This window comes from Pedobacter hiemivivus (assembly GCF_005144565.1).
Lineage (GTDB): Bacteria > Bacteroidota > Bacteroidia > Sphingobacteriales > Sphingobacteriaceae > Pedobacter > Pedobacter hiemivivus.
Window position 1 is genome coordinate 18,930 of record NZ_SWDX01000004.1, and the last position, 16,534, is coordinate 35,463.

The following is a 16,534-nucleotide window of genomic DNA, read 5'->3' on the forward strand; positions in this document are numbered from 1 at the left end:
GACTTATTGCTTTTTATGCTTTTCAGGTGCTAAACGCTATTGTAATTGCGTTTAACTTTTAAGGTATTCTTTCAATTAAGGATGCTGCAACATTCACAACGATGGAATGTTGTAGGTCTCCTAATCTCAACAGCAATTGCTTTTGAGATTTATATTCAATGATCTCGCCGATGATTCCTTTTAAAGGGCCTGCTTTGATCTCTATTTTCTCGCCTGGTTGTAGCCGCTCTTCTGTAATTTCCAATTCATAGGGGCTGGCCAATAATAATTTAAGGTCTTGAATCTGTTTGTCTGGCATCGCTGCAATCTCTCCCGAAAAATAAATGAAACGGGAAATGCCATTGGTCATCAATACCTCAGTTTGCTGGCCTGGCTCAATATGAACAAATAGATATGATTTGATCAATGGTTCATCAACCCATTTTTTTCTATCGCTCCATTGTTTCAGCTGACGCTGAAGGGGGAGGTAGGCTTCAATATTTTTGCCCAACAAAGCTTGCTGCGCCTTCTTTTCAGCGCGGGACTTGGTGTAAACCGGTAGCCACTTCTTTATCTTCTGATGCTCCACCATTTTGATTTTTTTTCATCCTCATAATAACCCGAATGCTGATGGCTATTGTAATCAGCATAATAGTGAAGCCTACCTTGGCTTGTGCTGCTCTTGTAATAGCCCGATTGCAAAACGTTCTCCTCAAAGGCGTTCAATACAATCGCCATATTGTTTAAATTGTATTCCTTTGCCAGGGCTTGAGGGATCAAGGCTGCATTGTGCTTTGATTTCCCATATCGGATCACAAAAATATTGATGTCGCTCCTACAAATTAAAGGGATGGAATCGGATACCAGGCCAACAGGCGCAGTATCGATCATGATGATTTCATACCGCTTTTTAAGTTCATTTAATAAACCTGTAAGTCGCTCATGGTGGAGTAATTCAGATGGATTAGGCGGAATTGGTCCTGAGCTGATAAAATCAAGATTATTGTGATCTGTATGTTGGATAATCTCATCAACCGTAGCTTGGTTGACCAGGTAATTACTTAATCCTTTGCTATTGGCACTTCCAAAAGTGTGGTGAAGTTTAGGGCGTCGTAGGTCTGCGCCAATCAATACTACTTTTTTGTCAATTAGGGCAAGCGTGTTTGAAAGGTTAAGGGCAACGAAAGATTTTCCTTCTCCGGCGACTTCCGAAGTAATGCAGATCACTTTGCTCTTTTGATCTGAAGCTAGAAAATTAAGGTTGGTACGTACGGCCCGCACAGATTCGGCAAAGATAGACCTTGGGCTGGGACCTGAATATTTTCTGATGATACCTACAATGGGTATTGTCGTCATGTTTTCGACAGATTCCTTATCATAGATGAACGGATTTAATATCCGGATAAACGCTATAATTGCCAATCCTGCTAACAAGCCAAAGATAATCGCGCTGCGGTAAATCTTGGGGACATTAGGTGATATTGGCGTGTCATTAACTTGCGCAGGCTCAATGATTGTTGCGCCAGGAAGAATTGCGGACCTGTTTATCTGTGCTTCAAGCTTCTTTTCTGATAAAAATGAATATACTTTTTCATTGATTTCGAAATCCCGAAGTAAACTAATCATATCTTTTTCGGCAGCGGGAAATGACGATACTTGCTGATCAACTTGCGATAATTGGGTATTGATGTAAGCTATATTCTTTTGAATTCGTTGGTTGGAGGCATTAATATTCTGTAATGCCGCATTTTTGACCTGAGCAATTTGGCTGTTTACCTCTTCTACCGTTTCAGAGGTGCTGTTGTATGTTTTTAACAGTGCATTTTTATCCGTAAGTAAGTCATTCAGCTTGCTAATCAGGGTCCCCAGTAAGGGATCAATGTTGCCTTCCAGATTAAAATTGAGGCTTGCATGGTGTTTCTCGTTGCTGATTTGTTTTTTTAACTGATCAATGGCCATCAGTTGTATTTTTAATAAAGAACGCTGCGACTCGAGCTCAGTCACTTTAGATAAGGCAACGCTAGCCGATGAATTGACGTCCATGATGCCGGAATGCTGTTTGTATTTTTCCAAAGACCTCTCAGATCCTTTTACTTTCGAAGAGAGATATTCTTGCTGCTCATTGATAAAACGAATCATCTGAGTAGCCGATTGGGCTTTTTGGTTTCTGTCGTAATCCAGATAGCCGGACATGATTGCATTTAATATATCGGCCGCAAACCGAGGATTGGAATCCGTTTGTTGAAGGCTGACGATATTGGAATTTTTAGCCGCTTCACTTGTTCGCAATCCTTCATTTACCCTACCTAGAAGACTTTCAGGAGTGTTGAACTTAAACATATAAACGATATTTGGTTGGATTGGGCCAGGATATTTAATGATAAATCCTACATTCCCAATGCTTAGGGGGCTATTGTAAGTGCAGACTTTTTGTACTTCCTTGCCAGAAGCACTCCAACTGAGGTTAAATGTCTTTTCGTTTATAGGTTTAAATGCAATAGCACCCTGATAAAAATTTAAACTGTCAAGTTTCAAAAGATTGATGTGAAGCGGCTGTTTAGGGTACAGGTCGTAGTCACGTAGCCTGCCGGAGATGTAAAAACTAATGCGATAGTCCAGTTGTTTAATGGCACTTAATAGTAAGTTTCTACTCTGTAATATGAATTTTTCGCTTTGTAAACTAGCAGGGTTGCGGCCCGAGTTGCTCATTGCATTAACAAGGTCAGATAGTTCCGATTTCTTTTCCTCAAACTTTAGAATGCCCGATGTGGCATATGTTTTTGGTGTAAACCATAGATAAGCATAGGCAATTAATAGTGCAGTTAAAATTGATCCAGCCAATATATACCAACGACTAAGTAATATTCGCGCTATTTTTAAATAGTCAATTTCCTTGGCGTCGCTCCTTTTTTGAACCTTTTCTTCCTGCATCAACGTGTAATTGTATAGATGAGTAATGCTGTATTTAATAAAGCAATAACCGGTTGCAAAATGGCCGACATGCTTTGTAGTTTCTCGGATCGGATCGCTCGTTTATTTTGGGCGATGTAAATGATATCGTTATTCTCTAGTAAAGTTCTGGAGTCAGAAAGTGTGCTGATGTCGGTCAGGTCAAGGTTGATAATTTGCGGATTTTGCATCCCACCCCGAATTATTTTCAGATTGTTGCTGCTTGCTTTATCGGTAAGGCCACCTGCTTCTCCAATGATTTCAATCAAGGAAGTATGGTCTTTTAAGAGGTTGTATATGCCTTGATTCTTGACTTCTCCGAGTAAGGTTACTTTTAAGTTAATGATTTTCAATTCAATGATTGGATCTTTAAGTTCTTTCCTATAAAGTGATTGTACTTGATTTGCGGCTTCTCTGCGCGTGAGCCCTCCAACTTTTACACGTCCAAGGATAGGTAGCCCAATAGTACTATCTTGTTCAACCAGGTAAGTCTGCTCGTGGTTGTTGTTTGATGCTTCTTTTTCTTTTGTAAAGGATTCATTAACAATGAGGTTTCTGTTTTGCAGGTTTTTTACCTGTAACAAATCCCCTGGTTTTATCTGATAATTGGGCGGGGTTAATTCCTTTTTTGGGGAATTGTTTGCGGTGGATTTTTTTTCAAAAAGCGCCTGTTTTTGTCTGTTAGCGCAAGAAAAACTAGCAAATAGAATTGTAGAAACGATCAATAAATTGATGATTTTCTTAATGAAACACATATTAAAAAACTGCCTTAATTCCCATAGCAATACGCCAATTCGCCAAAAGTACATATTAAATATAAATAATTGTAATTAATCATTAAATTCGTTGTCATGATTAATGTAAAAATTTCGCTAGTTACAGTAACATACAATGCAGCAAAAACAATACAACAGTGCATTGATTCGGTAGCTCGACAAACCTATAAAAACGTTGAGTACATCATTATTGACGGAAATTCTAGCGACGGAACGGCGGATATAATTCGGCAAAATAAAGCGCATATTCATTACTTTAAATCAGAAGCAGATGATGGAATTTATGATGCCATGAATAAAGGAATTATGAAATCTACAGGAGATGTTGTAGGGCTGTTAAATGCAGATGACTATTTTGCTAATGATAATGTAATCAGTGAAATAGTAGCGTCTTTTGTGCAAAATAATGCCGATATTTTATATGCCGATTTAGATTATGTAAACCCGAATGGCAAGGTGCTGCGCAGATGGCGATCTGGTAATTATTCCCCAGGTAAATTTAATTGGGGTTGGATGCCTCCTCACCCAACTTTTTATGCAAAAAGAGAAATGTTTGAGCAGCTGGGTTTATATAATTCCAGGTATGGTACGGCTGCGGATTATGAATTGATGCTCCGTTTTATGCACACAAATAAGGCTAAGGTTTGTTATTTAAATAAAGTAATAGTTAATATGACGCAGGGTGGTGTGAGTAATCAAAATTTATTGAATCGTATCAAAGCCTGGAGATGTGATTTTAGAGCAATGACTAATAATAATATAGGCATGCCCTTCCTGGGTCTTGTCCTAAAGCCGTTAAGGAAGGTAGGACAGTTTATAGGTTAAAGAATAGCTCATGATTTCGTTTTTTAGGAGAAAAAATTATGTACGTGATGTGGAATGGCTAGGTGTTGATATGCATAGCCATTTATTGCCAGGTATTGATGACGGGGCCATAGACCTCGTACAATCTGTAGATTTTATCAAAGAATTGACTGAGCTGGGATTCCATAAATTTTTTTGTACACCACATATTTTTACGGAGTTGTATCCCAATACCGCTGAAACCATTACTCATGCCCTAAAGGATGTTAAAGCAGCCTTGGTTAAAACGAATTTGAAGGTCGAAATCGATGCTGCTGCGGAATACATGGTGGATGAAACTTTTAAGGTTGCTAAAAACTTATTGTGCTTACCCGACCAACACATACTGATAGAAATGTCTTATTTGTCAGAAATGCCTCAGATTGAAAAGGTTGTCTTTGATCTCCAGTTGGCAGGGTGTAAGGTGATTCTTGCCCATCCTGAGCGATATGGCTTTTACCATAAAAAGTTAGAACGGTACGACAGGTTAAAAGATATGGGCGTTTTATTTCAATTAAATCTATTGGCCCTGGCAGGATATTATGGACCTGAGGTGAAATCAGTAGCACAACGCCTTTTAAAAAAGAATTACTATGATTTTGCTGGAACGGATTTACATCATAGCAGGCATCTAAAAGAACTTCAGGATTTAATTTGCACAGGAAAGCTATATAAAATGATAGGCAATTACCCTTTCAAAAATAAAATGCTTTTTTAGGGCATGACAGTACATGACAGAAGTATAGTGTGATTCTTCTATTTTAGGCGTACCAAATTTAAAAACCTAAACTATGCAGATACTTCTCGGAGTTATTTTCCATTTCATCGGCGGCTTTGCTTCCGGTAGTTTCTATATCCCTTTCAAGAAAGTCAAAAGCTGGGCTTGGGAAACGTATTGGATCGTTGGTGGATTGTTTTCCTGGTTAATCGTTCCGCCATTGGCTGCCTGGTTAACTATTCCGGGCTTTATGGACATCATTGTTCAGACGGACGGTAAAATATTACTATTGACTTATTTCTTTGGTTTGCTATGGGGAATTGGCGGATTAACCTATGGTTTGGGTGTACGCTACCTCGGTATATCACTAGGTAGTACCATAATTCTTGGTCTTTGCTCTGTATTTGGCGCTTTGATCCCTTCTCTTTATTATGATTTCAATCCAACCGCAGGAAAAGATAGTTTGTCTGATATGGCTAACAGTCATTGGGGACAAATGGTGTTGCTTGGATTATTGGTTTGCGTAATCGGTATTGTAGTATGTGGATTGGCGGGTAGTATGAAAGAGAAAGATCTGGTAGCCTCAGGGAAAGCGGATCCATCTAATAAGGAGTATAAACTGGGCATTGGACTAATTGTATCTATTGTATCAGGTGTACTAAGTGCTTGCTTTGCCTTTGGTATTGATGCCGGTAAAGATATGGCGCACCATGCCAACGAAGCATGGAAAGCAATTAATCCCGAACAGGGAGAATTTCTTTTTCAAAACAATGTGACCTATGTTGTTATTTTATGGGGAGGCTTAACCACAAATTTATTCTGGTGTATGCTGTTGAACCGTCGCAATAAAACTTTTGGAGATTATACAGATAAAAAAGCGCCATTACTTAAAAACTATATTTTCTCTGCACTTGCCGGTACAACCTGGTTTTTACAGTTCTTTTTTTATGGAATGGGCGAAAGTAAGTTGGGTAACGGAGCTAGTGGATGGATTTTACATATGGCTTGTATCATTCTGGTCGCTAACGGGTGGGGGTTATTCTTTAAAGAATGGAGTGGTGTAAAGAAGCGGACTTTTGGTACTGTAATCTCTGGAATAGTAATCCTTATTTTATCTATACTCATTGTGGGTTATGGAAATTCAATCAAATAAAAAACAATTAATTTAAATATTTTTATGAGTACTCGAACTACCGATTTTAAACATGTAAGCTATTTGTGGGATGATGCAAAGGCTGCTGAAATGGCCGGGGATGAAGTTGCACTGTTGATCTACCGTTCAAATTTATTAGGTGCAGATTTGCGCTTAACCAATTATGGAGGTGGAAATACCTCATGTAAGGCCATCGCTAAAGATCCATTAACCGGAAAGGAAGCCGAGGTGATGTGGGTGAAAGGATCTGGAGGAGATTTGGGTACTTTAAAAAGTAGTGGCCTTGCAGCTTTGTATGTAGATCGCCTGCGTGACCTTAAAAATGTTTACAGGGGATTGGCACACGAAGATGAAATGGTTGAGCTTTTTAACCATTGCATTTATGATCTGAAATCTAAAGCGCCATCTATTGATACGCCTTTACATGGTTTCTTGCCATTTGCGCATATCGATCACTTGCATCCAGATGCGGCAATTGCGATTGCGGCTGCTAAAGATGGAGAACGCATCACCAAAGAATTATTTAACGGAACGATTGGCTGGGTGCCATGGCAGAAACCAGGCTTTGAACTGGGACTGATGTTGCGCAAATGCCTGGATGAAAATCCTGGAATCAGAGGGATTATGTTAGGTTCGCACGGATTGTTTACCTGGGGTGATACAGCTTATGAAAGCTATATGAACACGCTTGAGGTGATTGAAAGATGTGCAGAATACCTGGAAGAGAATTATGGTAAAAAAGGTTCGGTATTTGGCGGACAGCAAATAGAAAGTGCCGAAAAAGAACAACGTACAAAACAGGCGGCAACTATTGCTCCTATATTGAGAGGTTTCTGCTCGAGCGAAAAACATATGGTGGGTCATTTTACGGATGATGCAAGGGTATTAGAGTTTATCAACTCGAATGATCTGGATCGTTTAGCTCCATTGGGAACCAGTTGTCCCGATCACTTTTTACGCACCAAAATTAGTCCACTGGTACTGAAATTGGAGCCTAATGAAGATCTTAGTGATGTTAAAGCATTAAAAGAAAGATTAGCGCCGGAATTTGAAGCTTACAGAAAGATGTATGCTGAATACTACAATTCATGCAAACACAGCAATAGCCCCGCAATACGTGATGCCAATCCGGTAATTATCCTTTATCCTGGTATCGGAATGTTCTCTTTTTCAAAAGACAAACAAACAGCAAGGGTAGCCGCAGAGTTTTATACCAATGCCATTAATGTTATGAAAGGCGCAGAAGCCATTTCTGAATACACTTCTTTACCGAGACAGGAAGCGTTTAACATTGAATACTGGTTGTTGGAAGAAGCAAAACTGCAAAGAATGCCTAAAGCTAAGCCGCTTTCAGGAAAAATTGCCCTGATTACTGGTAGTGCAGGTGGTATTGGAAAGGCTATTGCTCGTAAGTTTGTGGAAGAAGGAGCGGTAGTGGTGCTAAATGATATGAATGCAGAGCGTTTGCAAAGTGCTGCTGATGAGTTTGAAGGTAAATTTGGTAAGGACAGCTATGCTACTGCGGTATTGAACGTAACCAGTGCTGAAGACATCGCAAGCGCTTTTGATATTGCTGCACTTGCTTTTGGTGGTGTGGATATCGTGATCAACAATGCAGGTCTTTCTATTTCAAAAACAATAGCTGATCATACTGAAAAGGATTGGGATCTGTTGTATGACGTATTGGTGAAAGGACAGTTTTTTGTGACTCAGGCTGCAGCAGCGGTGATGCAGAAACAAGAAATTGGAGGTGATATCCTGAATATTGTGAGCAAAAATGCATTGGTTAGCGGACCAAATAATGCTGGTTATGGTAGTGCTAAAGCTGCTCAGTTGCATTTGAGCAGGTTAAATGCTGCGGAACTGGGTGCTGATGGTATTCGTGTTAATGTAGTAAATCCGGATGCAGTGATTAGTGATAGTAATATCTGGGCTGGTGGATGGGCTGAAGGTCGTGCAAAAGCCTACGGAATTACCGTGGCGGAGTTGCCTGCTTATTATGCAAAACGTACCTTGCTAAATGAAATAATTTTACCGGATGATATTGCTAATGCTTGTTTTGCATTTGTGGGCGGGCTATTGAACAAATCAACTGGAAATGTACTAAATGTGGATGGTGGTGTAGCAAACGCCTTTGTCCGTTAAAACCTTGAACTATGAACTTAGAAAATTATCAAATAGAATCACATAACAGCGAGCTTTTGCCTAAGCATCAGCGGAAGCTAGCTGTTATTAAAGATGAAGTTGCAAACGCAGAAGGTATCGTACAAAAGCTGATTGACTTCCAAATCGGTATTCCAAGCTGGGCTTTAGGTACAGGCGGAACACGTTTCGGACGTTTTTCTTCAGGAGGAGAACCTCGTAACATCGAAGAAAAGATTGAAGATATCGGCTTATTGCATAAGTTAAATGCAGCAAGTGGCGCAATCTCGCTTCATATTCCATGGGATACTGCTGAAAATGTACCTGCTATAAAAGCATTGGTTGCACAGCATGGTTTAGTATTTGATGCCATGAACTCCAATACTTTTCAGGATCAGGCAGGTTCGGCCCACAGCTATAAGTTCGGATCTTTGCAGCATGTAAATAAAGCGGTAAGGAAACAAGCAATTGAGCACAATATTGAGGTGATCCGTCAGGGTGTAGAGTTGGGTTCTAAAGCGCTTACCGTTTGGTTGGCGGATGGATCATGCTTCCCCGGACAATTGAACTTTAGAAAAGCTTTCCAAAACACACTAGAAAGCTTGCAAGAAATATATGCTGCTTTGCCAGCTGATTGGAAAGTATTTGTAGAATACAAAGCTTTCGAGCCAAACTTCTATTCTACAACAGTAGGAGATTGGGGTCAGTCTTTATTGTACGCAAATAAACTAGGTCCTAAAGCCTTTACGCTGGTTGATCTTGGTCATCACCTGCCAAATGCAAATATCGAGCAAATCGTCTCTTTATTGTTGATGGAAGGAAAGCTGGGCGGCTTCCACTTTAATGATTCAAAATACGGAGATGACGATTTAACTGCGGGCAGTATGAAGCCTTACCAGTTGTTCCTGATCTTTAATGAATTGGTTGAAGGAATGGATGCACGTGGAATGAACCACAGAGAAGATTTGGCTTGGATGATTGATGCCTCACATAATGTTAAAGATCCTCTTGAAGATCTTTTGCAATCGGTAGAAGCAATTATGCTAGCCTATGCACAGGCTTTATCTGTAGACCGTGTGGCTTTACAAAAAGCACAAGATGAAAATGATGTAGCTCGCGCGCAGGAAATCTTACAACAGGCATTCCGTACAGATTTACGTCCACTAGTAGCCGAAGCTCGTTTACGTGCTGGTGCAGCTTTGGCTCCACTGGAGTTGTTTAGAGCGAGTAATGTTAGACAAGAATTGATTAAAAGCCGTGGTTTAAAAACTGTAGCAACTGGATTATAATTAATGGGATTAAAGATGAAGGCCACTCCTGTAATAGCTGTGTTTGATGTAGGTAAGACAAATAAAAAGTTGTTCCTTTTTGATGAACAGTATAAAATTGTTTTCGAAAGATCGGCCAGGTTTCTGGAGACTTTAGATGAGGATGGTGATCCTTGCGAAAATCTGGAAAGCTTAAGGTTGTCGATTTTTGATTCGCTAAGGGAGGTATTTAAAAACCCTGCTTTTGAGATCAAATCAATCAACTTTGCGACTTATGGAGCAAGCTTTGTATATATTGATGAGCATGGAAATCCATTGGCCCCGTTATATAATTATCTTAAGGAATACCCTGAAGCTTTAAAAAATCAGTTTTACAATACTTATGGGGGCGAAGAAGTGTTTTCAAACCTTACTGCATCTCCGGTTTTAGGGAGCCTAAATTCGGGGATGCAACTTTACCGCATCAAGTATGAAAAGCCTGAGCTGTTTGCGCAGATTAAATATGCACTTCACCTGCCACAATATTTAAGTTACCTGATTTCTGGTGAAGCGTACTCTGACATTACCAGTATTGGCTGTCACACTAATTTGTGGGATTTTACTAAAAACGATTACCATGAATGGGTAGGGAAAGAAGGCTTGAGTGATAAGTTAGCGCCTATCGTTCCTTCGGATAGTGTGCTTCCAGCGGCTTTTCCCGGAAATAACTATGCTGTTGGTCCTGGCTTTCATGATAGCTCAGCAGCATTGGTGCCTTATTTGGTTAATTTCCATGAACCCTTTATCTTGTTGTCTACCGGCACCTGGTGCATCAGTTTAAATCCTTTCAATTCAACACCGCTTACTACGGAAGAATTGGAAAATGATTGCCTGTGTTATTTACAGTATGAAGGAAAGCCGGTAAAAGCTTCGCGTCTTTTTGCTGGGTATGAGCATGAGCAACAAGTAAAGCGTATTGCAGCCCATTACAATACAGATGTGATTGCTTATCGCTCCGTTCCTTTTGATGCTAAAATTATAGAGGAATTACAACGAATGGATAAAGTAGTCGATCTTGAAGCGCATACGATTACAGGCCTTAAAGAATCTCCATTTGGTAGTCGCCATCTTGATGATTACCCGACAGATGTGATGGCTTATCATCAGTTGATTCTTGATTTGGTGAATCAACAATACATCTCTACTAATAGAGTTTTACAGGGAACAACTGTAAAACGCATATTTGTAGATGGCGGGTTTAGTAAGAATTCCATATTTATGAATTTATTGGCTGCTGCCTTTCCAGAATTGGAAGTGTTTGCAGCCTATATGGCGCAAGCAACTGCTGTTGGAGCAGCCCTCGCCATCCATAAATCATGGAACACAAAACCTTTACCAAATGATATCATTGAATTAAAATATTATGCCGGAGGAACTGTTTTGCATTAAATAGTCCTATCTTAACCTGATGAAGCCGGTGAAATTTTCTGACTATATCCATGTTGATGAATATTCTTCAACGCCAAAGTACTTACAGCTAACTAACTCTATTCTTAGTGCGATAGAATCCGGCACGATTCAAAAGGATTACCTGCTGCCTTCTATCAACGAATTGAGTTACGAGCTGGAAATTTCCAGAGATACAGCAGAAAAAGGATATAAATACCTTAAAAAGATTGGTGTAGTAGGCTCTGTCCCGGGCAAAGGCTACTACATCATCAGTACTGATTTTAGAAGGACACTTAAAATATTTCTGCTTTTCAACAAACTCAGCTCCCATAAAAAGATCATTTACGATGCTTTTATTAAGGCTTTGGGGGATCATGTAGCGGTAGATTTTTACATCTATAACAACGATTTTAACCTCTTTAAAAAGCTGCTTTCCAATAAAAAGGAAGATTACTCGCATTATGTGATCATTCCTCATTTTATGGAGGGACACGACCACGTGCATGAGGTGATTAACCTGATCCCTAAGGAAAAACTGGTGATCTTGGATAAACTGGTTCCGGGGGTAAGTGGCGAATATGCTGCGGTCTATGAAAACTTTGAGGATGACATTTATAATGCGCTGGATCAAGCAAGAGAACATTTAGGGAAATATCATACCATTAAGATTATTATGCCTAAACGAAGCTATTATCCTGTCGAAATTTTGAAAGGATTTTATCGCTTTTGTCAGCAATATGCCTTTACGCCAAAGGTGGTCAATCAAATCCTTACAGAAGAGATTGCAGAAGGAGAGGTGTATATTAATTTGATGGAAGATGATCTGGTGATCTTGATCGAGAGGCTCATCAATATGAAATTGAAGTTAGGTAAAGATGTAGGGGTGATCTCTTACAATGAAACGCCGCTAAAGAAGATCATTTTAAACGGAATAACAACGATCTCTACAGATTTCAGGCAAATGGGAGAGATGACGGCTAAGCTTATTCTCGATAACTCTAAGGAGCATCTGGAAGTTCCATTCCATCTAACGCTGCGGGCTTCGTTGTAGCGCATAAAAAAAGCTGAGCAGATATCTGCTCAGCTTTTTTTATATAATAACTGATTAAATCAGTGTTTTATTTAGAATGCAAAACCAATACGAACACCAGTGATTACATTTGCCTCTAAATCAAAACCGTTTCCAGTTGATTTAGATTTAACTGTAGTTGTTGTTCCTGCAACTGTAGTAGTTTCAGTTCTTTTTCCAGCAGTAGCATAATCAAAACCTAAACCTGCTTCAACACCTAAGAATAAACGTTTAGCGATATAGTAATCAGCACCAATTACACCACGTAAACCGAAAGAAGTGTAACCTGGACCTTTAGTTTCTCCGCTTTGGTTATCAACGTAAACTGATGAACCATAACCTGCTGTGTTGTCGTAAGTATTCTTTTGAGATCCTGTTCCGAAAAGAATGTCAGCACCTACATATGGAGACAAACGGTCAGTACCAGTAAAGTGTTTCTCAACGCCTAAGTTAATTAAAAAGTTAGTGCCTCTGTTAGTAGAAGATCCATCTTTACCTTCGTTTGGAGAACCTACAATACCATAAGCATTCTTAGTATCGCTAGTGCTTTCAACGTTAAAACCTAAACGGAAAGCTAAATCAGCTTTTTGGAAGTAACGGAAACGCAATAAACCAGCGCCATTGTTTAAATTGAAGTTAGTATTGTTGATACCACCTGTTAAACCAAATTCAGTAGTTACATCACCTTTAGCTGGTTTAAAGTCTTGTGCTTGAGCTGCTAAACCTAAAATAGCAACACCAAACGAAAGTAATAATTTTTTCATAAATGTGTTAATTGTTAAATAATTGTAAATTCTAATATTTAAGGCTGCAAAAATAGCCTTAATAGAATTAATAATGTCAAATGAATGTCATGTAATAACATTCATTTTCTAACACATTGATTTGCTGAAGAATGAATTTTTGGAGTTAAGACGCTATGGTGGCGGTGGTTCTGCCTACTGCAATTTTCTTTACGGTTGTAATGATCGCATTGGTGTCATAGCCACAAAGTGCCCATAGTTCAGGCTGCTCGCCATGTTCTATAAACTCATCAGGGATGCCCAATCTAATTACCTGGCTATTGTATTTGTGATCAGCCATAAATTCCAGTATAGCACTACCCATACCGCCTTGTAAGCAACCATCTTCAACCGTTACTACATGTTTATAGCGTTTAAACACATCATGCAGTATAGCTTCGTCTAAAGGTTTTACAAAACGCATATCGTAATGCGCAGGGTGTATGCCTTCACTGTTTAGTTCCTTACAGGCTTCAACAGCAAAATTGCCAACATGGCCAATTGTTAATATGGCTACATCTTCACCATCACAGATCTTCCTGCCTTTGCCTACCTCAATTGCTTTAAATGGACGTTTCCAATCAGGCATAACACCATTTCCTCTTGGGTAACGGATAGAGAAAGGGCCTGCATTTTCTAGCTGACCAGTATACATAAGGTTGCGTAGCTCTTCTTCATTCATTGGAGCTGCAATAGTCATGTTTGGGATGCAACGCATATAAGCAAGATCATAAGCCCCGTGGTGTGTAGCTCCGTCAGATCCGGCAACACCGGCACGGTCTAGACAAAATACCACATTGAGGTTCTGAATGGCTACGTCATGAATTACTTGATCGTAAGCCCTTTGCATAAAGCTGGAGTATATATTACAAAATGGAACAAGGCCTTGTGTAGCTAAACCTGCAGAGAAGGTTACTGCATGCTGTTCTGCAATCCCCACATCAAATGCACGGTTTGGCATCGCCTTCATCATAATGTTCATCGATGAACCTGAAGGCATAGCAGGCGTAATACCCACAATCCTTTTATTCGCCTCAGCAAGTTCTACCAAGGTATGTCCAAATACATCCTGATATTTTGGAGGCTGTGGTTTATCAGATACTGATTTCTTAATTTCACCAGTGATTTTATCGAACAAACCTGGCGCGTGCCATTTCGTTTGGTCTTTCTCGGCTAGAGCAAAGCCCTTGCCTTTTAAAGTCACAATATGTAAAAGCTTAGGGCCAGGAATATCTTTTAAATCCCTGATCACTTGCGCTAAACGTTGTACATCATGGCCGTCAACCGGACCAAAATACCTGAAGTTTAGTGCCTCAAAGAAATTACTTTGCTTGAGTAAAGTGCCTTTAATGCTTTTTTCCATTTTCTTTACAAACTTGTGCGCATTTGGCCCAAGCTCAGAAAGTTTAATTAATACTTGCGAAATATCATCCCTAAAGCGGTTGTAGGATTTCGAAGTCGTAATGCTCGTTAAATATTCTTTTAAAGCGCCAACATTCTGGTCGATCGACATACAATTGTCGTTCAAAATTACCAGTAGGTTAGAGTTTTCAATACCCGCATGATTTAATCCTTCGAAGGCAAGACCTGCGGTCATTGCACCATCGCCAATTACGGCTACATGTTGACGGTCAGTTTCGCCTTTGTAGTGCGAAGCAACAGCCATACCTAGTGCTGCAGAAATAGAGGTAGAAGAGTGCCCAACACCAAAGGTATCGTATTCACTTTCACTGATTTTCGGAAAACCACTGATTCCGTTAAGGATTCGGTTGGTATGAAATACAGATTTCCTTCCGGTTAATATTTTATGACCATAAGCTTGGTGACCAACATCCCATACCAACTTATCGTAAGGGGTGTTTAATACGTAATGTAAAGCAACCGTTAGTTCTACCACACCAAGACTTGATGAAAAATGTCCGCCATTTACACTTACTACATCAATAATATATTGGCGAAGTTCCTGTGCTATTTGCTCTAAATCTTGTTCTTTATACCGCTTTAAATCAGCGGGATAATTTATATTGGGTAAAAACGGACCGTTATTGTCTTCCATGCAGGCTTTATAGAATAGAAAGTACAAAGTAAGGTATTTTGTTATTAAACTAAGAAGGAAAATCGCTAATTTTACAAAAAAATACATTGATAAATGACTAGAGATACATTAATTTTTGATTTGATTGACAAAGAATTGGCCCGTCAGGAACATGGTTTGGAACTGATCGCGTCTGAAAACTTTGTGAGCAAACAAGTGATGGAGGCTGCAGGTTCTTGCTTAACTAATAAATATGCTGAAGGACTACCAGGTAAAAGGTATTATGGTGGATGCCAAGTGGTTGACACTATAGAGACCTTAGCTATTGAACGTGCTAAAAAACTTTTTGGTGCAGAATGGGTAAACGTACAACCGCATTCGGGTGCACAAGCAAATGCTGCAGTAATGCTTGCGGTGATTAAGCCAGGTGATAAAATCCTTGGTTTTGATCTTTCACATGGTGGACATTTAACACACGGATCTCCGGTTAACTTTTCAGGAAAATTGTATCAGCCGTTATTTTATGGTGTGACAAAAGAAGATGGTAGGATCGATTATGCAAAGTTGGAAGAACTAGCCCTTGCAGAACGCCCTAAATTAATTATCGTTGGTGCTTCTGCTTATTCCAGAGAATGGGATTATGCATTTGTACGCAAGGTGGCTGATAAGATTGGAGCATTGGTAATGGCCGATATTTCTCATCCAGCAGGCCTAATTGCCCGTGGATTATTACAAAACCCACTTCCTCATTGCCATATCGTTACTACAACTACGCATAAAACATTACGTGGACCTCGTGGTGGTATGATCATGATGGGTAAAGATTTTGAAAATCCATTCGGATTAAAAACGCCTAAAGGAGAAACCAGAATGATGTCATCTGTATTAGATATGGCAGTTTTCCCAGGTACTCAAGGTGGTCCGTTAGAACATATTATTGCGGCTAAAGCAATCGCATTTGGCGAAGCTTTAAGTGATGAATATTTAACTTACATTAAACAAGTACAAGCAAACGCACAGGCAATGGCCAAAGCTTTTGTAGCTAAAGGATACGGTATCATTTCTGGTGGTACAGATAATCATTTAATGTTGATCGATTTACGTAATAAAAATATCACTGGTAAGCTTGCTGAAAATGCATTGGAAAAAGCAGAGATCACAGTAAATAAAAACATGGTTCCTTTTGATGACAAATCTCCATTTGTAACCTCAGGAATTAGAGTTGGTACTGCAGCTATTACAACAAGAGGTTTTAAAGAAACCGAAATGGCAGAAATTGTTGACTTGATTGATCAGGTATTGACAAATGCAGAAGATGAAAGTAATTTAGCGCAAGTAAAAGAAAAAGTGATAAATTTAGTAAGTCGTTTTCCGTTGTATAAATAACGGCTT

General features: G+C 39.5%; 13 protein-coding genes. 8 read left to right on the top strand and 5 right to left on the bottom strand.

The genetic code is table 11. From position 1 onward, the window contains the following. Positions 1-58: 58 nt before the first annotated feature. The 3 genes from FBD94_RS10430 to FBD94_RS10440 are packed head-to-tail and all read right to left on the bottom strand — an operon-like array spanning position 59 to position 3,737. A complete protein-coding gene (locus FBD94_RS10430; RefSeq protein WP_131609217.1) occupies positions 59-571 on the bottom strand; it encodes a UpxY family transcription antiterminator in 513 nt (170 codons plus the stop codon). Beyond that, positions 550-2,910 carry a GumC family protein gene (locus tag FBD94_RS10435; RefSeq protein WP_136880181.1) on the bottom strand — a complete coding sequence of 787 codons (2,361 nt, stop codon included), beginning with the start codon at positions 2,908-2,910 and terminating at the stop codon, positions 550-552. Before FBD94_RS10435 ends, FBD94_RS10430 begins: the two co-directional genes overlap by 22 nt. Beyond that, a complete protein-coding gene (locus tag FBD94_RS10440; protein ID WP_136880182.1) occupies positions 2,910-3,737 on the bottom strand; it encodes a polysaccharide biosynthesis/export family protein in 828 nt (275 codons plus the stop codon). Before FBD94_RS10440 ends, FBD94_RS10435 begins: the two co-directional genes overlap by 1 nt. Before the next feature lie 42 nt (positions 3,738-3,779). On the opposite strand from FBD94_RS10440, the gene FBD94_RS10445 reads away from it, so the two are divergent. The 7 genes from FBD94_RS10445 to FBD94_RS10475 all read left to right on the top strand — a co-directional run bounded on the left by FBD94_RS10445 (position 3,780) and on the right by FBD94_RS10475 (position 12,307). Further along, positions 3,780-4,529: a glycosyltransferase family 2 protein gene (locus FBD94_RS10445; RefSeq protein WP_136880183.1), complete on the top strand. Its 750-nt coding sequence runs from the start codon at positions 3,780-3,782 to the stop codon at positions 4,527-4,529. Between the two features lie 10 nt (positions 4,530-4,539). Further along, on the top strand, positions 4,540-5,265 hold the full coding sequence (locus FBD94_RS10450) for a tyrosine-protein phosphatase (RefSeq protein ID WP_136880184.1): 726 nt from the start codon (positions 4,540-4,542) through the stop codon (positions 5,263-5,265). A 73-nt stretch (positions 5,266-5,338) separates the two neighbouring features. After that, positions 5,339-6,418 (top strand): L-rhamnose/proton symporter RhaT, encoded by a 1,080-nt coding sequence (gene rhaT, locus FBD94_RS10455; protein WP_131609207.1) that lies wholly within the window; start codon positions 5,339-5,341, stop codon positions 6,416-6,418. A gap of 24 nt (positions 6,419-6,442) precedes the next feature. Next, positions 6,443-8,563: a bifunctional aldolase/short-chain dehydrogenase gene (locus tag FBD94_RS10460; protein WP_136880185.1), complete on the top strand. Its 2,121-nt coding sequence runs from the start codon at positions 6,443-6,445 to the stop codon at positions 8,561-8,563. Positions 8,564-8,574: 11 nt separating this feature from the next. Continuing rightward, entirely contained in the window at positions 8,575-9,849 is a 1,275-nt protein-coding gene (locus FBD94_RS10465; protein WP_136880186.1) for a TIM barrel protein, read from the top strand. Between the two features lie 15 nt (positions 9,850-9,864). Next, complete coding sequence (locus tag FBD94_RS10470; protein WP_136880505.1) at positions 9,865-11,256, top strand: FGGY-family carbohydrate kinase; 1,392 nt, start codon at positions 9,865-9,867, stop codon at positions 11,254-11,256. 19 nt (positions 11,257-11,275) lie between these two features. Further along, positions 11,276-12,307: a GntR family transcriptional regulator gene (locus FBD94_RS10475; RefSeq protein WP_131609201.1), complete on the top strand. Its 1,032-nt coding sequence runs from the start codon at positions 11,276-11,278 to the stop codon at positions 12,305-12,307. Positions 12,308-12,378: 71 nt separating this feature from the next. On the opposite strand, the gene FBD94_RS10480 is transcribed toward FBD94_RS10475, so the two are convergent. Both FBD94_RS10480 and dxs read right to left on the bottom strand, forming a co-directional pair. Next, on the bottom strand, positions 12,379-13,089 hold the full coding sequence (locus FBD94_RS10480) for a BT1926 family outer membrane beta-barrel protein (RefSeq protein ID WP_131609199.1): 711 nt from the start codon (positions 13,087-13,089) through the stop codon (positions 12,379-12,381). A gap of 145 nt (positions 13,090-13,234) precedes the next feature. Further along, on the bottom strand, positions 13,235-15,163 hold the full coding sequence (gene dxs, locus FBD94_RS10485) for a 1-deoxy-D-xylulose-5-phosphate synthase (protein WP_131609197.1): 1,929 nt from the start codon (positions 15,161-15,163) through the stop codon (positions 13,235-13,237). A 93-nt stretch (positions 15,164-15,256) separates the two neighbouring features. Between dxs and glyA the strand changes: the two genes are divergently transcribed. Further along, entirely contained in the window at positions 15,257-16,528 is a 1,272-nt protein-coding gene (gene glyA, locus FBD94_RS10490) for a serine hydroxymethyltransferase (RefSeq protein ID WP_131609195.1), read from the top strand. The last annotated feature ends 6 nt before the right edge of the window (positions 16,529-16,534 follow it).